The sequence below is a fragment of the Salicola sp. AFF1 genome (genome assembly GCF_056783195.1).
The window spans coordinates 1-21,160 of record NZ_JBXAYL010000013.1; the positions used below are offsets into that span (position 1 = coordinate 1).

The window sequence follows — 21,160 nt, forward strand, 5'->3', positions numbered from 1 at the left end:
TGATCTTGGCGGAGATCAACCAACAGGATATGCCACCTCTTCAGCCTGCTTCCATACACCAGAAATCACCATAACTCAATGAAAACTTTCTTCTTTGCTTCCTAACAAATCCAGATAGCTGCCCAAACTCCTTCGAGTCTGGCTCCAAATATGACAAATCCACCTCTAAAGCTTTGATACGCTCTAATTCATTGAGGACACTAGCCAATTTATCTTTCCTTACGAGGATTTGCCATTTAAAGTATCCTTTGATCTGTTTTTTTGATTTTTTTCAGCTTTCTCCGCCGTCTTTCCGTCAGCTATAAATTCATCTTTCTTTTTGTCACGCTTCTGAGATTTTAGCTCATTGAAGCGCTTTTTTTATAAGATTCATACCTTGACCAATGCTGCAGGACTGGTGGTAATGTTGATATAAACCTACACCTGACTTTTTATTTATTATGAAAAAGTTGAATTCCATTATGTTTGAATTGCGATCTAGCTTGTTCACTTGGACCTTGAAGGAACTTCCTGCTTCTCTCAGTTCACAGAACGTTCTTTGACTCTTAACTGTTACTATCAGTCCGAGGTAATACTCACTGTCAGACTGAGTATCAACGAAAAGAAAGCGACCTGCCTCATCAAAGCTTTGATAATTCGTAGCCTGCTTGGCCAGCGCCGTCATAACTTCATCCAGAGTTATTGATTTCGGCGCTTCCACCGAGAAACCTAAAAATCGTACTAGCACAAAGTCTCCTTATTTTCGGGCTACATCATTATCGGTACAACGCCACGCATAACGGGCCGATTTGTGGAGCGGCCAGCGGAACAAAGCGCTCCCGTTGATGCGCTTGTTATGGGCCAAAACCAGTGACTAAACATGTAGGCTAGCGTTTCTGTCTAATGATTTTTATCCCTTCCCATATCGCCACCAGAATGGGAAGAACTACCAGAAGGAAGACATAAAAATAGAATTCCCCCGGCCTAGAATCCAACGCAACTACTGATTCCCCGCTCCCATATCTTGAATGGTGGGTAAATTTCCCATCGAAAAGGAAAACGGATGAACCAATCGCAATAATTATGCTCCATAGCACAGCCTTCTTTGAGGCCTTATTGTCATCGACACGGCCACCAAAGAGAGCCTTATTATCGGGTGGCTTTTTACCTTTTGATAATTTGTTGAGAATGAACGCCAATACAAATATTGCCAAGGCGCCGAGGATGAGAATGTCCTTCATTTTTCAGTGTTCCTTCATCTCGACTCAATCAGCCCATAACGAAAAGGCTTACGCGCCGGCTTGGAGGCGCGCAGCGCCGTAAAGACGGTCGCCGTAGAGCCGCTGGTTATGCCGCTGAACGCTGAACCCTGACCGCCACGAAGAAAATTAATGTAGCCAGGACAACCCCTACATCCATTATGATTGCCGGCGCTGCTTGGCCTAGAAATTCTTGGCCATAGATCATTACCAGCAACACGAATATGGTTTTACTCAGCGCACCTATTGCAGCGGCAAACACTCTGTGCCTTTCGACCAGTGCACCGTATATTAAAATTATACCGATAAGGCCAACGAGGGCAGACCAACTGCGTACGATGATGGACTCGAGGCCGCCGTTAAATGAAGCGCCGAACATTGATTGAAGTGCAGCTTGAGGTGCGATGAGGCCATAAAACATTGTTGCTGTTAGGAAGCCAGACACCAGCATGACCCACTTAAAGTTCCTTTTGACGAATTCCATAATTTCCTTATGTGCTTATAGTTGGGGACAGTATGTGACTCTGCCCTGCGGCATAACGCCGTTGTTCAGCGGTGCCCTTGTAGCGCAGCGAAAAGGGCATCCGGTGGAGGGCCGTCAGGCCCGGAACGCACTGGAACTACTGGTTAAAGGTAGGGCCTAAACCTCTCCGATGCGTTCGCTGCAACGAGGTGGGCATCAGCCGCGGCGTTAGGTTAGTTGTCCGACTTCCCAAACAAAACCTCATTTCCTGCTGCTTTCCTGATTCTGTGAATCCTGGCCGCCTTGGGATAGAAGACAAAGGATAATAGAAAAAACGCAAAAGCGGCGATCAAGAGGATGATCAGGCGCTGATCCAACTCACCATGCTCACAAAATCCAAGGACCGTGCCCGCCAGGCCAATGGCTGCAATTACCCAGCAAAACCAAATATCTCTAGCTCCGTCGTTCATCATCAACCGGACTCTCCAGTCGCGATGGCAGATATAGAATGACATTAACCTGAACATCCCTTTACCTTTAACGCGGAACGAAGCGGCGGCTAAAAGCCGTCCGCCTTGCGTGATTTGTTAGCACTTTTACTTCTTCCCATCCTCAATGACGACCAACAGTCCAACCCGCTCTCTTATCAAGTCGCATATCAAATCGGCATTTTTCTGAATCTTTTCAGAGTTCTCCTTTTGCTTGTCCCAGTACTCTCTCACTCCACTGGTGTCCTCTGAAAGATGCTCATAATCGATCGCCTCATGCCTTAGGTCTTTCAGGGTTTCGTTGATCGATTCATCTAATGTGTCCGGGACGAAGGGTTTGTTGGCTCGAATAGTCTCTACCAACGCGCCAAACGATTCATAGAAAGACTGCAAGCGCTCCTGCTTGATTTCATCTTTGGTTTTCTGTGGATCTCTGTAGTCCATTACGGGACGGAGGCGAAGGGCATGAGATGTGCAATCGCTCAAGCAACTCCATATCTCACGGTATGCCTTAAATTCAGCTTCAAATTGGACTCTGTGAACAAAAACACCTTTCTCCCGATCGCCTCGGATAGACTCCAGTGCTTTCTCCGTCTCCTCTCGAAACCGTTCTCGATCTTTGGCCAAGATCCGATTAGCCCACACTTTCCCCAGCCATGAAGAAGCTGCGATTACGATAGCTGCACTACCGCCAAAAGAAAGGATGATACTGCCGGAAAGAGTAAGAACTTCCTCAAAACTCATGTAGCTCCTTCGTGCTAACAGGTAATCGCTGGAATTCAGCGATATTGATATTCGTGACGTCTGTATAGCGCCGCTTGTCCTGCACGGACGCTCCGGCACAAACCTTTTAAAGAACAACAACATAGCGCAGCATCAGAGGCCATGCCGTGTAATCGTTTGACGTCTTGATTTTACGCTTTTAATAATACTGTATATTTAGGCAGTCTTGTGCGCAGGGCAGTCTTACTCCATCAACAGCACGCATCAACCTACAGCTTCTTGAGCAGCTCCGAAGAGCGGTTCGGTTCAACCGATAAGGCACTCGCAGCCCGTTAGCCATGAGCTGGAAAGAGATTGAAGGCTTTGTTGGCCACGCTACCGCCCCGGCGGACTTTCGTCACCGTCCGGTCAGCGTAGCTTGGGAAAGAACCCCGCGCCAACCGGTTACGGGTACCGTCGCCCATCACCGACTCACCAGTTCCGTAATCCCCCCACTTACACGCCCCAGGGCAGGGATGGACCGAGGGGCACAATCCCGTTCGGGTTGATCTGGGTATGCGTCTCGAAATAGTGGCGCTTTGAATAGTCGACATCCACGGTCTCGCGGATCCGGTCATCGGCAAGCATGCGCTGCATGTAGCGGTACAGGTGCTGGTAGCAGCTTAGTGGATGCACATTCAACTTGAAATGCGTCTGGTAGACGGGCTCAAAGCGCACGAGCGTTGGAAAAAGAAAGAGGTCCGACAACGTCATGGCGTTGCCATGCAGCCATGGCTGCTGCGCCAGGCGCGCGTCCAGGCCATCAAGGGTCTCAAAGAGGCGGCGAGCAACCTTCTCGTAGGTTTGCTGGTCCTGCGCAAAGCCCGCCTGATACGGCGGACGATTGACCTCGGTATGCAGCCACACATTCATGCGTTCGATGTCATCGCGCAGGTGGGAGGGCACCAATTTCTCAGGCGTGGGTGACACGCTGGCGAAGTGCTCGGCAAACTGCATGGCAATATCCGCCGATCCCGTATGGGTGACCTGGTTCTCCCAGCGGTCCCAAAGCACGGGCACACTCACGCGCCGCGGCGCGCCGTTGCCGGTATCCGGGAAAAGGTCACGCAGGGCGGACACCCCGTTCACGTCATCAGGCCAGTCGGCATCAAAGACCCATCCCCGGTCGTCGCGCACCGGCGCAACCGAGGATACGCTGACGTAATCATGCAGAGACAGCAGATTGACCATCAGGTGCGCTCGGTGGGAGAAGGGGCACGCGTACGAGATGTACAGGTGATGGCGCCCCTTGCCCGGGGTGAGCGGGTTACAGATGTCATCGTCTCCAAAGGGCCTCGCGGGCTTGAAGCCGGTTTGGGGATTCGGGTTGTCAGGGGCCATCAGCGGGTACCTTCAGGATCCAGCGGCATTCGGATAGATCCTATATCCCAACGCGGTGCCGCGCCAAGCAGCTGCTTTAGAACCGCTCAATCGCAACCGCCGTACCCTCACCCCCACCGATACAAAGCGACGCCACGCCACGTTTCAGCCCGCGCTGCTCCATGGCATTGAGCAGCGTTGCCATGATCCGCGAGCCGGACGAACCGATCGGGTGGCCGAGCGCGCAGGCACCACCAAAGACGTTGACCCGGTCCGCCGGCAGGGCCAGTGCCTCCATTGCCACCAGGGCGACCACGGCAAAGGCCTCATTGATCTCGAACAGATCCACGTCTTCCACGGACCAGTTGGCTTTTTCCAGCACCTTCTCCATGGCGCCAATGGGCGCCACGGGGAACTCAGCCGGGCAGCGGGAATGGGTGGCATGAGCCACGATCCGAGCCCGGGGCGTCAGGCCCCGGCTCTGCGCCTCGCTCCCGGAGGCCAGAACCAGCGCGGAGGCACCGTCACTGATGGAGCTGGCGTTGGCCGCCGTGACGCTGCCCTCGTTCGTGAAGGCCGGTTTCAGCTCCGGAATCTTGTCCGGCCGCGCGTTGCCCGGCTGCTCGTCAACGGCCACGGTGGTGTCACCCCGTCGGCCGGATACGGTGACCGGTGCCACTTCCGGCTCAAACCAGCCGTTACTGATGGCACTGTTGGCCCGCTCCAGGGACTGGATGGCGAAGGCATCCATGGCCTCCCGGCTGATGCCCTCATCATCGGCGGTGCGTTGCGCGAATACCCCCATCAGCCCCCCTTCGTAGGCGTCTTCCAGGCCATCCAGGAACATGCTGTCGATCACCTCGCCATGGCCCATGCGCATGCCTTGCCGGGCCTTGGGCAGCAGGTAGGGGGACTGGCTCATGTTTTCCATGCCGCCCGCGATCATGAGGTGATTGGTGCCGGCCTTGATCTGGTCATGAGCCATGATCACCGCCTGCATGCCCGAGCCACACATCTTGTTGACGGTGGTGCTGCCGGCGCTGTCCGGGATGCCGGCACTGCGGGATGCCTGGCGGGCCGGCGCCTGACCCAGGCCAGCCGGGAGCACACAGCCCATGATCACCGCCTGGAGATCCGCTGGCTGGAGACCGCCCCGCTCAATGGCGGACTTGATGGCGGTCGCCCCCAGCTCCGGGGCGCGCACGCCGCTCAGCGCGCCCATCATGCTCCCCATGGGGGTTCTTGCGGCGCCTGCGATGACAACGTCGTCTCTGGTCACTGTACTGATCCTCCAGATGGGATGAAGGGAACGAATGCTCAGGGGTCAGGCCTTGCCCAGAACGGAACGCGCAACCACCTCTTTCATCACTTCCGAGGTGCCACCATAGATCCGCTGCACACGCGCGTCGATGAAGTTCCGGGAGATGGGATACTCGCTGGTGTACCCATAACCTCCAAACAGCTGCAGGCAGCCGTCCGCCACCCGGCACTGCATTTCGGTGGCGCTGTACTTGGCCATGGAGGCGGTTGCGGCATCCAGCTCGCCCTGTTCGTACTGGCGGATGCACTGGTCCACGAAGGCCTTGTTAACGCGGTAATCGGTTTCCATTCGGGCGATTTCGAAGCGGGTGTTCTGGAGCTGGGCGAGTTTCTGGCCAAACAGCTCCCGCTGCTGGGAATACTCGATGGTCATGTCCAGCGATCCCCGCGCTGCGGCGACCCCAAGGGCGCCAATCACCAGGCGCTCGCGGGGCAGTTCCTGCATCAGGTAGACGAACCCCTTACCCTCCTCGCCGAGCAGCGCGGAGGCGGGCACACGCAGGTCCGAGAAGAAGAGCTCGGAGGTGTCGCCGCTGTGCTGACCGATCTTGTCCAGGTTGCGGCCACGGCTGAAGCCCGGCAGCGAGGTGTCCACCAGGAACAGGCTGATCCCCCTGGCGCCCGCCTCCGGGTCGGTCCTGGCAGCCACGATCACCAGGTCGGCATGCTGGCCATTGGTGATGAAGGTCTTGGCGCCGTTCAGGATGTACTCATTCCCGTCCTTGACGGCACTGGTGCGCATCGCCTGGAGATCACTGCCGGCGTCCGGTTCGGTCATGGCTATGGCGCCCACGCATTCGCCCGAAACCATGCCGGGCAGCCACTGCTGTTTCTGCGCCTCGCTCCCCAGGTGGCTGATGTAGGGCGCCACAATGTCGGAGTGAACCATCACATTGGTGGACAGAGCGCCAAAGCCCATGCGGGCCATTTCCTCGCCCACCACCACCGAGTACTGGAAGGGCGCGCCGCAGCCGCCCGCCTCTTCCGGCACGTCCACGCCCAACACCCCGGCCTCGCCCAGGGTGTGCCAGAGCGCGCGGGGCACAATGCCGTTGTCTTCCCAGGTCTCGTAGTGGGGCGCCACTTCGGTTTCCAGGGCCCGGATCACCGAGTCCCGGAACAGCGCCATCTCTTGCTGATCGATCGAGTGGGTCATGGGGGTCACCTGTCGGTTGTGGACGCTACCGGGGCGCCATGCGCAGGGCGCTGTCGAGGCGCACCACCTCGCCATTGAGCACCGGGTTGCGCACCATCTGGTCCACCATCATGGCGAACTCTTCGGGCTTGCCCATGCGGCTGGGGAACGGCAGGGTCGCCGCCAGGCTGTCCTGGACCTCCTCCGGCATGCCTTCCATCATCGGCGTCCTGAAAATCCCTGGGGCGATGGTGTTCACCCGGATGCCATGGCGAGCCAGCTCCCGGGCCGACTGCAGGGTCAGGGACACGATCCCGCCCTTGGAGGCGCTGTAGGCGGACTGGCCGATCTGGCCCTCGTAGGCGGCGATGGAGGCGGTATTGATGATAACGCCCCGCTCTCCCTCGGCGTTGGGCTCACGCTGGGCCATGTCGGCGGCGGCCAGGCGCAGGATGTTGAAGCTGCCGACCAGGTTCACCTGCACCGCCTTGTTGAAGGCCTCCAACGGCATGGCCCCCTCGCGCCCCACGATCTTGCCCGCCGGCGCAATACCGGCACAGTTCACGGCAATGGCGCAGGGTCCATGCGCTTGCTTGGCGCCGGCAACCGCCGCCTCGGCGCTTTCCGCGGAACTGACATCGCAGTGCCGGAACAGGCCACCAATTTCCCCGGCAACCCTTTCACCCTGCGCTTGGTCCATGTCGAGAATGGCCACCTTGCAGCCAGCCGACGCCAGCTGGCGGGCCACTGCCTCACCCAGCCCGGACGCACCGCCCGAGACCACAGCAGGTACTGTACTGAATTCCATCCATCCATCTCCTGATGCCCGTTCGCCCGGTGACCCAAGCCACCAGGCTTACGTTTACGTAAACATAAACCATGAATAGCAGATACCTCCCCGGCTGGCAAGGCACGACCAAGCCACGGGGGCCTTGGTGTGCCTGCAGCGAAGACGGGGCACGGCTGGTTACGCTTGCTCCTTGGCCCGGTCGCGCAGCATGAACCGCTGGATCTTGCCGCTGGGGGTCTTGGGCAGGGCCTCGACAAAATCGATTTCACGGGGAAAGGCGTGAGTGGACAGGCGCCGGCGGACCAATGCCTGCAGCTCGTCCTTGAGCGCCTGCTCGTCGTCGTCCGACGGCTCCTGGCCCTCCTTGATCACCACAAAGGCCTTGATGATGGCGCCCCGGGTCTCATCCGGCTTGCCCACCACGGCGGACTCCGCCACGGCATCGTGCTCCAGCAGCGAACTCTCGACCTCGGCGGGGCCCACGCGGTACCCCGACGTGGTGATGATGTCGTCATCCCGGCCGCTGAACGAGAAGCTGCCGTCCCCATGGCTGACCACCATGTCGCCGGTCAGGTAATAGCCGTTCGCGAACGGGTGCTTCTCGCCCCAGGTATAGCCGTCGAAATGGAACAGTGGCGACGCGGCAACGTCCACAGCCAGCTGGCCAACCGCCCCCTCGCCCACTTCTTCGTGGTTGTCGTTCAGTGCCACGACACGGTGACCGGGGCATGCATAGCCCATCGCCCCTTCACGCTCTGGGTGCGCCAGGCCGTGGAAATTGCAACAGGTCATGCCGGTCTCGGTCTGGCCGTAATGGTCCTTCACCGTGCAATGCAGGCGCTGGGCGACCCAGTGCATCACTTCCGGGTTCAGGGGCTCACCGGCACTGCTGCACACCCGCACCCCCAGGTTCTCGCCTTCCGGCAGGGCCCCATCATTGGCCTTCAGCAACCGGTAGACGGTGGGCGCCGCCGCGAGGTTGGTAATGCCGTACTTGCGGATCATGGCGTAGGTGGATTCCGGGGTGAAGGCGTTGGGGTTGAAGTGGGTCGCGTGCCCCATCAGCAATGGCCCCACCACGGCGTAATAGAGCCCATAGGCCCAGCCCGGATCAGCCACATTCCAGAACACGTCCTCATCACGCAGGTCGATGGCATAACGCATGTAGACGTAAAAGCCCAGCAGCGCCCGGGCCGGCACGGCCACCCCTTTGGGCTTGCCCACGGTGCCGGAGGTGAACATCTGCAGGAAGGCATCGTTGCCGCTGATCATCACCGGCTCGAATTGATCGGAGTGGTTGGCCAGGGTTGCTTCAAAGTCCGCCACATCAGCCCCGGTTTCCGCCGCATCGACGCAGAGCACCCGGGGGCAGCCCGAGACCTCGCCGAGCTTGGGATAATGCGTGGGGTCGGTCACGATCAACCGTGTCTCGGCACGCCCCAGGCGGTATTCAATGGCAGCGGAGCCGAAAGCGGTAAACAGCGGCTGGTACACCGCCCCCAGGCGCAGGGTTCCGGCAATCACGATGAGCAACTCCGGCCCCCGCGGCAGCAAACCGGCCACCCGGTCTCCCTTCTCAACGCCGAGCGATTGCAGGTAATTGGCAAAGCGCGCCGCCGCGGACTGGAGCTCGGCGAAGGTGAGCACACCGTCGCCGCCATCCTGGGTCTCGTAGAACAGGGCAACCCGGCTCGAATCCGAGGCCCATTGATCGCAGATTTCATGGCAGACGTTCAGGCCTCCGGCCAGGCTGCCATCCAGGACTTCCGCCTCCAGTTCGGCGGCGTCGAAGTTGTTGTAGACATCGCTGTATTGTGGAAGGTTCATGGTGTGCTCCTGTTGTTGTTGTCTTAGCGTGCACAGGGTCTGGCTCATGAAGCGGCGCCGGCTGGGCCCTTTGCCGTCATGAGTCCATTCGGTAAAACGTCAGGATGCTGGAGAAATCGAGATCGGCACTGCCCTGCCCCGCGTGGAGCTGATAGAGGTTGCGTGCCAACGCCCCCATGGGGATGGCCGACTGCTGCTTGACCGCGTTATCCAGGGCCAGGCCAAGATCCTTGTTCATGAGCTTCACGAGGAAGCCGCCCGCGTAGTCCTGGGAGGCCGGTACCCCCTCCATGACGCCGGGCCAGGGGTTGTAGACATTCAGGGCCCAGTTGCCACCGGAACTCTGTTTCAGGATTTCCGACAGCACCGCCGGGTCCAGGCCATTATTCGACCCCAGGGTCAGCGCCTCGCTGGTGCCTGCCATCACGATCGCCAGCAGCATGTTGTTGCAGATCTTGGCCACCTGGCCCGCGCCATGGGGCCCGGCGTGGAAGACGTTTTTGGCCATCGGCTCCAGCAGGGGTTGGGCGTCGCTGAACGCGGCCTCCTCGCCGCCGCAGATGAAGGTCAGGGTGCCGGCCTTGGCGCCGCCCACACCGCCGGACACCGGGGCATCCACAAAGGCCAGGCCCCGGGCGGTGGCGGCTTCCGCCACGCCACGGCTGGTTTCCGGCGCGATGGTGGAGGAGTCGATGACCAGGGTGCCGGGCGCGAGCATGGCAAGCAGCCCTTGATCCCCCAGATAGACCGACTCCACATGCTCCCCTGACGGCAGCATGGTGATGACACACTCGCAGCCCTCCACCGCGGCGCTGGCGGACCCGGCGCTGTGCGCCCCTTGTGCAACCAGGTTCTCCACGGCGGACTGGGAGAGGTCAAAAACGGTCACCTCATGCCCGGCCTGGATCAGGTGAGTGGCCATGGGCCCGCCCATGTTTCCAAGGCCGATGAATGCGATCTTGGCCATGTTGTTGCTCCTTTCTTGTTGTTGTGATCAGTTGAAAAAGTCGTCAATCCAGTCGCTGTCCATTTCCGCCAGCGTGGCGTAGTGCCATCGGGGCTGGTGATCCTTGTCGATCAGCAGCGCCCGAACGCCCTCCGCGAACTCGCCTTTCCGGACGCAGTTGTGGGACATCACCTTTTCCGTCTCCAGAACCTGGGCGAGGCTGTCCAGGCGGCTGCGGTGATAGTGGCGCCACATCAGTGCCATGGAAGTTGGCGAGGCGTTCGCCAGCCCCTTGGTGGCCTTGCCCAGCCAATCATCTCGACTGCTGAGCTCCATCAACTGGCCAACAACCGCTTCCAGGGTGTCGGCGTCCACAGCCCGGTTGATGGCGTCGAAATGGGTGCGCACCGCGGACTCGGGCATGACCTCACTGCTGTGCTGCTCAAACCGGCGCAACACACCACCGACCACGGCATGGTCAGGCCGTTCATGCCACGGGGCACGGGTCAGGGCATCGGCCACTTCCTGTTTGAGGTCCTGGCGGATAAAGCGGTCGGCCATCCCCGTGAACAGGGCATCCGGACCATTGATAACGGCCCCGGTCAGGCCCAGGAAAAGGCCCGTGTGGCCGGGCATGCGGCTGAGAAACCAGCCGGCGCCAATGTCCGGGTAAAGGCCGATATTGACCTCGGGCATGCCCAGCTTCGACTGCTCCGTCACCACCCGGTGAGACGCCCCCATCATGAGGCCGATACCGCCCCCCATCACGATCCCGTTGCCCCAACAGATGATCGGCTTGGGAAAGGTGTGGATCTGGTAGTCGAGCTGGTACTCCTCGGTGAAGAACCGCTGCCCCTCCCCGACATCACCGGCACCGGTCATGCTCTGGTACATCGAGACAATGTCACCACCGGCACAGAAGGCTTTCTCGCCCTCCGCCTCCAGCCAGACAGCCCGCACCCGCGGGTCCTCCGCCCATTGCTGCAGGCGCGGACCAAGCTGGTGGATCATCTCCAGCGATAGCGCGTTGTGGCTCCGGGGCGAATTCAGCCGGGCAACGCCAATGCAGTCATCGCCGGGAAGTGGCCACTCGTCAAAAACAACAGGTTGATCGCTCATGGCGCCCCCTTAATCAGCGGTTTTTCCACTCGGGTTGGCGTTTTTCAAGAAACGCGTTCACCCCCTCGTGTTGGTCCTCGGTACTGAACAGCGCCACGAAGCGCTCCCGTTCCATGCGCCAACCATCGGCGTGTGAGCGGCCCTCCCGGGCACTCATGATCAGGGGCTTGCAGCGGGCAACGGCGGACGGGCTCTGCCGGCAGGCGCTTTCAGCCAGCTCCAGGGCTTTATCAAGACCCTCGCCGGTGGGCACCACCTCTTCGACCAGGCTGATGGCCAGGGCCTTGTCCGCCTTGACCCGTTCACCGCACAGGATCATGCGCTTGGCCCAGCCCTCGCCCACCAGCCAGGGCAGGTTCTGGGTCCCTCCGGCACAGGGCAGCAGGCCAACCCCGGCTTCCGGTAAGGCCATCTCCACGTGTTCCTCGGCAATGCGGATGTCGCAGGCCAGGGCACATTCCAGCCCTCCGCCCATGGCATACCCATTGAGCGCGGCAATAGCCACGCCCCGAAAGTTGACCAGGGCCTCAAACGCCTGGCCGAAGCTCTGGGCCATCCGGGTGGCGTTGGCCACATCGCCATCGGCAAAGGCCTTGAGGTCCGCCCCCGCGGAGAAGAATTTCTCTCCCTGCCCGGTGACTACTAAGGCGTAGATATCGCGGTCCGCGTTCAGCGAGGCCACGGTCTCGCGTAGCGCTTCCAGCGATTCGGCCGTCCAGGTGTTGGCCGGCGGGTTGGCAATGGTGAGAATCGCGATGTGATCCCTTTTTTCCAGCTGAATCAGCTCACTCATGTTGCTTTCTCCTGTTATTGGATGGCCTCTGCAACGCCGGTCTCGAGCATGCGGTGGGCAACAATCAGTCGCATGATTTCGTTGGTGCCCTCCAGGATCTGGTGCACCCGCAGGTCCCTCAGAAGGCGTTCGAGGGGGTATTCCTGGATGTAGCCATAGCCGCCATGGAGCTGCAGGGCCTCGTTCACCACCTCGAAGCAGGTGTCGGTGGCAAAACGCTTGGCCATGGCGCAATGGAGCGTAGCCTGGGGGTCGCCGCTGTCCAGCTTGAACGCGCCCAGCCGCACCATCTGGCGGGCCGCCACCAGGTTGGTGCCCATGTCCGCGTACTTGAACTGCAGGGCCTGGAAGGAGCCCAGGGTTTGACCGAATTGCTGGCGCTCGTGCATGTAGTCACGGGCCCGCAGCAGCGCCGCCTGGGCACCGCCGAGCGAACACGAGGCAATGTTGAGCCGGCCCCCGTCCAGTGCCTTCATGGCAATGGCGAAGCCCTCGCCTTCCTCGCCAATCCGGTTGCTGGCCGGGATGCGGACATCCTCCAGGGTGACCGAGCGGGTGGGCTGGCTGTGCCAGCCCATCTTCGCCTCGTTCTTGCCAAACGAAATGCCCTCGGCATCGGCGGGCACGACAAAGGCCGAGATGCCCTTGGCCCCCGAATCCGGCCCGCCGGTCCTGGCCATCACCACCAGGGTGTCGGTTTCGCCGGCGCCCGAGATGAACATCTTGCTGCCGTTGAGCACGTAGCTGTCGCCATCACGCACCGCCTTGGTGCGCAGACTGGCCGCATCGGAACCGGCGCCCGGCTCGGTCAGACAATAGGAGCCCAGCCATTCGCCACTGGCGAGCTTCGGGACGATGGCCTGCTTCAGGGCATCGCCGGCAAAGCTGGCCACCATCCAGCTGACCATGTTGTGGATGGTGATGTAGGCGGCCGTGGAGGGGCAGGCGGCTGCCAACTCCTCGACGATGAGCGAGGTATCCAGGCGGGACAGGCCCATGCCCCCGAGGCTTCCCGGGGTATACAGGCCCATGAAGCCCATCGCCCCGGCTTCCCTGAGAACATGAACCGGAAAGGTGTGTTCCTGGTCCCACTCAGCCGCGTAGGGCGCCATGGATCGGGCGGCAAACGCCCGGGCGGCATCGCGGAAGGCGACCTGATCCTCGTTCAGACTAAAGTCCATGAGCAGACTCCTGTTGGTTCAGGGCGGACAATGCTGTTACCGAAGCTGGATGGAGAAGTCGGCCTCCGGCGAGGTCGTCTCGCTGGTAAACCAGCGCGAGGTCACCGTCTTGGTCTCTGTGTAGAACCGCACCGCCTGCTTGCCGTAGGCGTGCTGGTCCCCGTAGAAGGAGTTCTTCCAGCCGGTGAACGAGAAGAACGGCAGCGGTACCGGAATGGGCACGTTGACCCCCACCTGGCCCACCTCGATCTCGTGCTGGAACCGGCGCGCCACGCCACCGTGATTGGTGAAAATGGAGGTGCCATTGCCGTAAGGGCTGTTATTGATCAGCGCGATGGCATCGCCCAGGCTGTCGGCATTCATGCAGGACAGGACGGGCCCAAAGATCTCTTCGCGGTAGACGGTCATCTCCGGCGTGACGTCACTGAACAGCGTGGGCCCCACCCAGTTGCCCTCCGCCAGGCCGTCCACGGTGCAACCGCGGCCGTCCAGCAGCAGTTGCGCGCCCTCGGCTTCACCGGTGGCAATCAGCGATTCAACCCGCTCCTTGGCGCCGGCGCTGATCAGCGGCCCATAGCTGGCGCCCGAGTCGTTCCAGGCCCCGGGACGCACCTGGGCCATGGCCTCCTTCAGCTCCGGAATCCACTGCTGGGCCGCGCCCACGAACACGGCCACGGAGATGGCCATGCAACGCTGCCCGGCCGCGCCCACGGAGGCGCCCACCAGCGCATTGAGAACCTGCTGCTTATCGGCGTCCGGCATGATGACCATGTGGTTCTTGGCCCCGGCAAAGCTCTGGACCCGCTTCATGTGGCGGGTGCCCGTTTCATAGATGTACTGGCCAACCTGCACGGAACCAACGAACGAGATGGCCTTGATGACGGGCGTGGTGAGCAGGGTATCCACCTGCTCCTTGGCGCCGTGGACCACCTGCAGTACGCCTTTGGGCGCCCCGGCCTGCTCGAACAGTTCCGCCAGCCGCATCGCTGTCAGCGGAACCTGCTCCGAGGGTTTGAGCACGAAGGTGTTGCCGCAGGCAATGGCCATGGGGAACATCCACAACGGGATCATGGCCGGAAAGTTGAATGGGGTGATGCCGGCACAAACGCCCAGCGGCTGGCTCCAGGAATGGGTATCCACGTTCCGGGCCACGTTTTCCATGGTCTCGCCCATCATGAGCGAGGCCACATTGGCGGCGTGCTCCACCACCTCGATGCCCCGCCAGACGTCCCCCTTGGCATCGTCGAACGTCTTGCCGGTCTCCTCGGACAGGACCTCGGCAATGGCGTCATGGTGGTCTTTCAGCAGCGCCTGGTAACGCATCATGAGCCGGGCACGCTCGGACACCGGCGTCTCCTTCCAGTCGCGAAACACCTCACTGGCGTTATCAAGCGCCTGCTGCATTTCCCCTTCCGTGGCGCAAGGGACCTGGGCGATCACGTTGTTGGTGGCCGGATTGGTAACCTCCATCCACTGCTGACTGGCGCTCTGGACGAATTCACCGGCGATGTACTGGGGAACTGAATGCATGATGTGGTTTCCCTGTTGTTGTTATAAGGGGCGCCCCGCCGGCCTTCTGACTGGTCAGCGAGGCATCAATTCCCGAAAAGACTAGCACGGCGTCCAGCAAGGGGTGATTGACTAAATTTCGATCATGATGGACTATTTTTAGATGACCGAGACGCCGCATGCTGCCCAGAGCACCCGAACCTCCCGCTGGCCGGTACCAGAGGGCAGTATCCGTTACGTGGTGCCGGAGCCGATTGTCCGGCTATTGGCTGGTCATTCACTGACCCGGGAGCTGTACCCGCTGGCGTTCGGGCACTACCGCCGTGCCGCGGGCCACCACATGCATCGGGAGCACCATCCAGACAATCTTTTGATCTACTGCACGGATGGCAAAGCCTTCCTGAACATCGAGGGCGAGGCCTATACGGTGACGGCGGGCGACCTGCTGTTACTGCCCGCCGGGGCCCGGCACCGCTACGCCGCCGATCCGGATAACCCCTGGACGATCCATTGGGTTCACTACGCCGGGCCGCTGGCCAAGGCCTTTAATGAATTCATGGGGTTTGACGACACCACCCGCATCCGCCCCATCGGCCGCCAGCCGCAACTGCTGGTTGATTTCAACGGCCTGCTGTCGGTGCGGAAGACGGGCTTTCGGGCCAGCGGGCTGATTCATGCCAGTAACCGCCTGCGCCAACTGCTGGTGGCGGTCGCCAGCAACATGGATGAAATCGGCCAGAGCAACCAGGCGGCGCTGGACACCATCCACAACTTCATGTGGGAAAACCTGTCGCAACGCCTGACCCTGAACGAACTGGCGGAGCTGGCAGGACTCTCGCCCGCCCACTTCGCCACCCGTTACCGCGAACAAACGGGCACCTCCCCGATCCAGCACTTTCTGCACCTGAAGGTGGAGCGAGCCTGCCAGCTGCTGGATACCACGAGCCAAAGTTTTGCCGAGATCAGCCGCCAGATGGGCTATGACGACGCCTATTATTTCTCGCGCCTGTTCAAGAAGGTAATGGGCCAATCGCCCAACGAATACCGCCATACGGGCGGCCACTGAATCGCTTCCAGGCCCTGTTGCACGCCCGGCTTCGGCGCCCCGGGCGAGATCAGCTGTTTATCTTTTATCCATTGACGGCCATCAAGGAGCCTTCTAGGCTTAATTCTGCCGGCCCTCACAAGGGGCTTCAGGCACCGAGATAAACCGTTGCTGGCCAAAAGCCGGCAGACAACAACAAGACAACCACGAAAGCCGTGATCCGGCCTGGTGGGAGAAGGTTTTGCCATGATTGATGATACGTCTTACCCGGGTCAGGTGTGCCCTGCCTCTGCCCGTCCTCGGTGCGACGCCGCACCCATCCGTTCCATCTCGTCCCATACCAAGGGATCCGACATTCCCCGACCGCCGGGTTCGCCGCGTCTGCTGGACGCCGTTAACGGCCACTGAATCCAACGTTTAGAACGTCCGAACCGTCTCGTGCGCTTGAAGTGTGTCACGCGATGGTGTCGTCGTTTGGGGGAATGGTTATGCGTACGAATGTCAGTCTTAATGACGTCTGGGAAAAGGATTCCGGCGACGTCTACATGAACGGCAGCCAGGCGCTGGCCCGCCTTCCGCTGCTGCAAGCCAAGCTCGATGAACAAGCGGGACTGATCACCGCCGGCTTCATCTCAGGCTATCGGGGGTCGCCGCTAGGCGGCTTCGACAAGACCCTCTGGGGTGCCAAGGATCACCTGCGCAAGCACCGGATCCACTTTCTTCCCGGTGTGAATGAGGACCTGGGGGCCACGTCGGTGTGGGGCTCCCAGCAGGTGAACATGTTCGAACACGCCCGCTACGATGGCGTCTTCGCGCTCTGGTACGGCAAGGGCCCTGGCGTTGACCGCAGTGGTGATGTGTTCAAGCACGCCAATGCTGCCGGCACTTCCCAATACGGCGGGGTGCTGGCGGTCGCTGGTGACGACCACGCCTGCAAATCCTCAACGCTGCCGCACCAGAGCGATTACGGGTTCATGGATGCGTCCATTCCCGTTCTGCATCCAAGTGGGGTTCAGGAGGTGCTCGACCTGGGCCTCTACGGCTGGGCCATGTCCCGCTTCAGCGGTTGCTGGGTGGGCTTTAAGGCGTTGGCCGAGACCATGGATTCGAGCATTTCCGCCACCATCGACCTGGACCGCATCCAGATCCAGCGCCCGTCCATCGACCACCTGCCGGACGATGGCCTGAACGCCCGCTGGCCGGACCGGCCCATGCAGCAGGAGGAGCGTCTGCACCGCTACAAGCTCGCAGCCGCCCAGGCCTTCTGCCGTGCCAACCGGCTCGACCGGATCATCCTCGACGCGCCGGAGCCGCGATTCGGCATCATCACCACCGGCAAGGCCTACCTTGACGTGCTCCAGGCCCTGACCGACCTGGGTCTGGGCGAGGCTGAACGCCAGGCCATCGGCCTGCGGCTGTACAAGGTAGCCATGCCGTGGCCACTGGAACCAGAGGGCGTGTTTGAGTTTGCCCACGGCCTGGAAGAGGTGCTGGTGGTTGAGGAAAAACGCGGCCTGATCGAGGACCAGCTCAAGACCCAGCTCTACAGCTGGCAGGACCAGGTCCGGCCCACCATCATCGGCAAACAGGATGAGCAGGGGCATGAACTGCTGCCGTCGGTGGCCGAACTCTCCCCCGCCACCGTGGCCCGGGCCATCGCCTCCCGGCTGCGGGACCGCTACTGCAATGAGACACTCCAGCAGCGACTCGACTTCCTTAACGAGAAGGAAACCAGCCTGGAGCAGCCCAAGGAGCGGCTGGAACGCACCCCGCATTTCTGCTCCGGCTGCCCCCACAACACCTCCACCCGGTTGCCGGAAGGCAGTCGCGCCCTGGGCGGCATCGGCTGCCACTACATGGCCACCTGGATGGACCGCGAAACCCACACCTTTACCCAGATGGGCGGCGAGGGCGTGACCTGGCTGGGGCAGGCACCGTTCACCCGTGAGAAGCACGTTTTCCAGAACCTGGGTGACGGCACCTACTTCCACTCCGGCCTGTTGGCCATCCGGGCCGCGATCGCCTCCGGCGCCAACATCACCTACAAGCTCCTCTATAACGATGCGGTGGCCATGACCGGGGGCCAGCCGGTGGACGGCACCCTCACGGTGCAGCAGATCAGCCACCAACTCTACGGCGAAGGCGTGCGCCGCATCGCCGTTGTCAGCGATGACATCCACAAGTACCCCTCGCGGGCCGACTTTGCCGATGGCACCACCTTCCATGACCGCGAAGATCTGGACGAGCTCCAGCGCGAGCTGCGTGAGGTCGAAGGCTGTTCGGTGCTCATCTACGACCAGACCTGTGCCGCCGAAAAGCGCCGCCGGCGCAAGAAAGGCACGATGGAAGACCCGGACAAGCGCGTCATGATCAATCCGGAGGTCTGCGAGGGCTGTGGCGACTGCGGCATCCAGTCCAACTGCCTGTCGCTGCTGCCATTGGAGACCAAGCGTGGCCGCAAGCGGACCATCGACCAGTCGGGCTGCAACAAGGACTTCAGCTGTGTGCGTGGATTCTGCCCCAGCTTCGTGACGGTCAAGGGCGGGCGGCTGCGCCAGCCCCCCGGTGTCTCCCGGGATGTGGCGTTTGAGGAACTGCCAGAACCGGTCTTTGATGGCGAGCACGATCCCTACGGCATCCTGTTGACGGGCGTGGGCGGCACCGGTGTGGTCACCGTCAGCGCCCTGCTGGGCATGGCGGCCCACATCGAAGGCAAGGGCGTGTCCGTGCTGGATCAGGCCGGACTGGCCCAGAAATTCGGGCCCGTGGTCAGCCATGTCCGGATCGCATCGAACCAGGAGGACATCCACGCCGTGCGCATTCCCGCTGGCGAGGCGGACCTGATGATCGGCTTCGACATGATGGTGGCGGCCAGCGACGAGGCCCTGGCCAAGCTCGACAGCCGCTTCTCCCGCAGTGTTGTGAACACCGAAGAGGCCATGCCGGCCAGCTTCACGCGGGATCCGGACCTGGAATACCCCGGTGAGGCGATGGAAGAGACGGTGCGTTCCGCCTGTGCCCAGGACGCCAGCTGGTGCCTGGACGCCGGCACGCTCGCCAAGGCCCTGATGGGCGATGCCATGGCGGTCAACCTGTTCATCGTGGGCTTTGCCTACCAGAAGGGCCTCCTGCCCCTGAGAGCCGAAGCCATCGAAAAGGCCATCGAGCTCAATGGCGTGGCGGTTCAGGCCAACCAGCAGGCGTTCCTCTGGGGCCGGCGCTCGGCGCATGACCTGGAGCGGGTCAGGAAGCTCGCCTTCCCCCCGAAGAACGACGGCGTTGCCGTTCAGGTGATGGAAACCACCGATGACGTCATTGAACGAGAGAAGGAACACCTGACGGCGTACCAGAACACCGCGCTCGCCAAGCGCTATGAGGATCTGGTGCGCCAGGTTGAGACAACCGCCAGGGAGCGCCTCGGCGGCGACCCCATGCTGGTACGCACCGTCGCGGAGAATTACGCCAAGGTGCTCGCCTACAAGGACGAATATGAAGTCGCCCGGCTGTTCAGCGACGGCAGCTTCCGGCGGTACCTCAACGAACAGTTCGAGGGGGATGTGGAGCTGGAATTCAACCTGGCGCCCCCGCTGCTCAGCCGCAGCAAACAGGGTGAACGCCCCCGCAAGTTGCGGTTCGGTCCCTGGATGGAGCGGGTATTCCATGTGCTTGCCCGGGGCAAGGTCCTGCGTGGCACGCCGTTCGATCCCTTCGCCTACACCGCGGACCGGCGCCTGGAGCGCCGCATCATCCGCGAATACGAGGCGGATATCGACTGGATACTGCGCCACCTCAACCCCGACCACCTGGATGCCGCGCGCGCCCTGGCAGCCCTGCCCCAGAAGATCCGGGGCTATGGTCCGGTGAAGGAGGAGGCCTACCAGAGCACACGCAAGGAGCGGGAGCAGCTGAGGCAGGAACTCAACCCGAACAGTCCCTCGCACCGCCAGATTGCTTCCGCGGCGGCCTAGACCCAGGGGCCCGCTGGTTCACATGCCGAACCAGGCGGGCAAACCAAACGCCATGGGCGGGACCGACAAGGCCCCGCCCATGCCACCCACCAGGGTGGCCTTAAAGACAGAGAGCCAACACCATGAGCATTTTCAGCCATCAGGAATTTGACAATCACGAACACCTGTCGTTTTTCACCGACCCGGAGACCGGACTGCGCGCCATTGTTGCCGTGCATAACACCAACCGGGGCCCGGCCCTGGGCGGCTGCCGCATGTTCCCCTACGCCTCTGACGAGGAAGCCCTGCGGGATGTGCTGCGCCTGTCCCGTGGCATGACCTATAAGTCGGCGCTCGCGAATCTGGATCTGGGAGGTGGCAAGTCCGTCATCATCGGCGACCCGCGGGAGCACAAGAGCGAGGCTCTGATGGCGACCATGGGGCGCTGCCTTGAAAAACTCGGGGGCCACTACATCGCGGCCGAGGACTCGGGCACCAGTGTCCCCGACCTCAAGGTGATGGGGCACCATACCCAGTACGTGGCCGGCATCAAGGAGCGCCAGGGCATTGACGGCACGCCGTGCAACGGCGACCCCTCACCGGCGACCGCCTATGGCGCCTTTATTGGCATCCAGACCGCGGTCAGGCACCAGCTCGGTCGGGACAGCCTGGAAGGGATCAACATCGCCGTTCAGGGCATCGGGAATGTGGGCTTCCGGCTGGCCCGGCACCTGCATAACGCCGGAGCACGCCTGTGGGTGCACGACATCCACCAGGAGAACATGGACCGGGCCGTTGCCGAATTGAACGCAACGCCCGCCGACAGCGAGGAGATTCTCTATCTGCCGGTGGACGTGCTGGCCCCCTGTGCCATGGGGGCTGTACTGAACGACCAGTCCATCGACAAAATCCAGGCAAACATTGTGGCCGGTGCCGCCAACAACCAGCTGGCCCGCCCCGAGCACGATGCGGCACTGCACCAGCGTGGCATCCTGTACGCGCCGGATTTCGTGATCAATGCCGGCGGCATTATTGACGTCTTCTACGAGCGCCAGCAGCCGGAACCGGAAACGGTTCGCCAGCATGTGGAATCCATTGGTGACACCCTGGCGGAAATCTTCACGCGATCAGCCCGGGACGCGCAGCCCACCGGCACGATCGCCAACCAACTGGCGGAGGAACGCTTCCGGCAATAACCACGGGTTCATGGTCCCTGCCTCAAAAACAGACAATTGGATGTCTTCGGGCAGGGACTTTGACGTAAAATCCCCTCCGGC

The 21,160-nt window shown here is 61.3% G+C and carries 18 protein-coding genes; 3 read left to right on the top strand and 15 right to left on the bottom strand.

The annotated features are described in order from the left end of the window. Window positions 1-343: 343 nt before the first annotated feature. The 15 genes from AC1RQI_RS10250 to AC1RQI_RS10320 all read right to left on the bottom strand — a co-directional run bounded on the left by AC1RQI_RS10250 (window position 344) and on the right by AC1RQI_RS10320 (window position 14,915). A complete protein-coding gene (locus tag AC1RQI_RS10250) occupies window positions 344-727 on the bottom strand; it encodes a hypothetical protein (RefSeq protein ID WP_481904695.1) in 384 nt (127 codons plus the stop codon). 139 nt (window positions 728-866) lie between these two features. Next, window positions 867-1,220 carry a hypothetical protein gene (locus AC1RQI_RS10255; RefSeq protein WP_481904696.1) on the bottom strand — a complete coding sequence of 118 codons (354 nt, stop codon included), beginning with the start codon at window positions 1,218-1,220 and terminating at the stop codon, window positions 867-869. A gap of 106 nt (window positions 1,221-1,326) precedes the next feature. Beyond that, window positions 1,327-1,722 (bottom strand): hypothetical protein, encoded by a 396-nt coding sequence (locus tag AC1RQI_RS10260; RefSeq protein ID WP_481904697.1) that lies wholly within the window; start codon window positions 1,720-1,722, stop codon window positions 1,327-1,329. 212 nt (window positions 1,723-1,934) lie between these two features. Continuing rightward, the gene (locus tag AC1RQI_RS10265) at window positions 1,935-2,177 is read right to left on the bottom strand and encodes a hypothetical protein (RefSeq protein ID WP_481904698.1); all 243 of its coding nucleotides are present in this window, start codon (window positions 2,175-2,177) and stop codon (window positions 1,935-1,937) included. A gap of 120 nt (window positions 2,178-2,297) precedes the next feature. Beyond that, on the bottom strand, window positions 2,298-2,933 hold the full coding sequence (locus AC1RQI_RS10270) for a hypothetical protein (RefSeq protein ID WP_481904699.1): 636 nt from the start codon (window positions 2,931-2,933) through the stop codon (window positions 2,298-2,300). Window positions 2,934-3,407: 474 nt separating this feature from the next. Beyond that, window positions 3,408-4,292 (bottom strand): glutathione S-transferase C-terminal domain-containing protein, encoded by an 885-nt coding sequence (locus AC1RQI_RS10275; RefSeq protein WP_481904700.1) that lies wholly within the window; start codon window positions 4,290-4,292, stop codon window positions 3,408-3,410. 76 nt (window positions 4,293-4,368) lie between these two features. Next, entirely contained in the window at window positions 4,369-5,550 is a 1,182-nt protein-coding gene (locus tag AC1RQI_RS10280) for a thiolase family protein (protein WP_481904701.1), read from the bottom strand. A gap of 45 nt (window positions 5,551-5,595) precedes the next feature. After that, complete coding sequence (locus tag AC1RQI_RS10285) at window positions 5,596-6,747, bottom strand: acyl-CoA dehydrogenase family protein (protein WP_481904702.1); 1,152 nt, start codon at window positions 6,745-6,747, stop codon at window positions 5,596-5,598. A 25-nt stretch (window positions 6,748-6,772) separates the two neighbouring features. Further along, complete coding sequence (locus AC1RQI_RS10290) at window positions 6,773-7,534, bottom strand: SDR family NAD(P)-dependent oxidoreductase (protein ID WP_481904703.1); 762 nt, start codon at window positions 7,532-7,534, stop codon at window positions 6,773-6,775. A gap of 159 nt (window positions 7,535-7,693) precedes the next feature. Further along, the gene (locus AC1RQI_RS10295; RefSeq protein ID WP_481904704.1) at window positions 7,694-9,343 is read right to left on the bottom strand and encodes an AMP-binding protein; all 1,650 of its coding nucleotides are present in this window, start codon (window positions 9,341-9,343) and stop codon (window positions 7,694-7,696) included. 76 nt (window positions 9,344-9,419) lie between these two features. After that, complete coding sequence (gene mmsB, locus AC1RQI_RS10300; protein ID WP_481904705.1) at window positions 9,420-10,310, bottom strand: 3-hydroxyisobutyrate dehydrogenase; 891 nt, start codon at window positions 10,308-10,310, stop codon at window positions 9,420-9,422. A gap of 27 nt (window positions 10,311-10,337) precedes the next feature. Beyond that, window positions 10,338-11,408 (bottom strand): enoyl-CoA hydratase/isomerase family protein, encoded by a 1,071-nt coding sequence (locus AC1RQI_RS10305; protein ID WP_481904706.1) that lies wholly within the window; start codon window positions 11,406-11,408, stop codon window positions 10,338-10,340. Window positions 11,409-11,421: 13 nt separating this feature from the next. Further along, window positions 11,422-12,201, bottom strand: coding sequence for an enoyl-CoA hydratase (locus AC1RQI_RS10310; RefSeq protein WP_416633127.1), 780 nt, complete (start codon window positions 12,199-12,201; stop codon window positions 11,422-11,424). 14 nt (window positions 12,202-12,215) lie between these two features. Then, window positions 12,216-13,382 carry an acyl-CoA dehydrogenase family protein gene (locus tag AC1RQI_RS10315; protein WP_481904707.1) on the bottom strand — a complete coding sequence of 389 codons (1,167 nt, stop codon included), beginning with the start codon at window positions 13,380-13,382 and terminating at the stop codon, window positions 12,216-12,218. Between the two features lie 36 nt (window positions 13,383-13,418). Then, window positions 13,419-14,915, bottom strand: coding sequence for a CoA-acylating methylmalonate-semialdehyde dehydrogenase (locus tag AC1RQI_RS10320; protein WP_481904763.1), 1,497 nt, complete (start codon window positions 14,913-14,915; stop codon window positions 13,419-13,421). A 139-nt stretch (window positions 14,916-15,054) separates the two neighbouring features. On the opposite strand from AC1RQI_RS10320, the gene AC1RQI_RS10325 reads away from it, so the two are divergent. The 3 genes from AC1RQI_RS10325 (at window position 15,055) to AC1RQI_RS10335 (ending at window position 21,079) form a co-directional block, all read left to right on the top strand. Continuing rightward, window positions 15,055-15,957, top strand: a complete 903-nt coding sequence (locus AC1RQI_RS10325) for an AraC family transcriptional regulator (protein WP_481904708.1) — start codon at window positions 15,055-15,057, stop codon at window positions 15,955-15,957. A 467-nt stretch (window positions 15,958-16,424) separates the two neighbouring features. Beyond that, complete coding sequence (locus AC1RQI_RS10330) at window positions 16,425-19,904, top strand: indolepyruvate ferredoxin oxidoreductase family protein (RefSeq protein ID WP_481904709.1); 3,480 nt, start codon at window positions 16,425-16,427, stop codon at window positions 19,902-19,904. A 122-nt stretch (window positions 19,905-20,026) separates the two neighbouring features. Next, window positions 20,027-21,079 carry a Glu/Leu/Phe/Val family dehydrogenase gene (locus AC1RQI_RS10335; RefSeq protein ID WP_481904710.1) on the top strand — a complete coding sequence of 351 codons (1,053 nt, stop codon included), beginning with the start codon at window positions 20,027-20,029 and terminating at the stop codon, window positions 21,077-21,079. Window positions 21,080-21,160 lie beyond the last annotated feature (81 nt).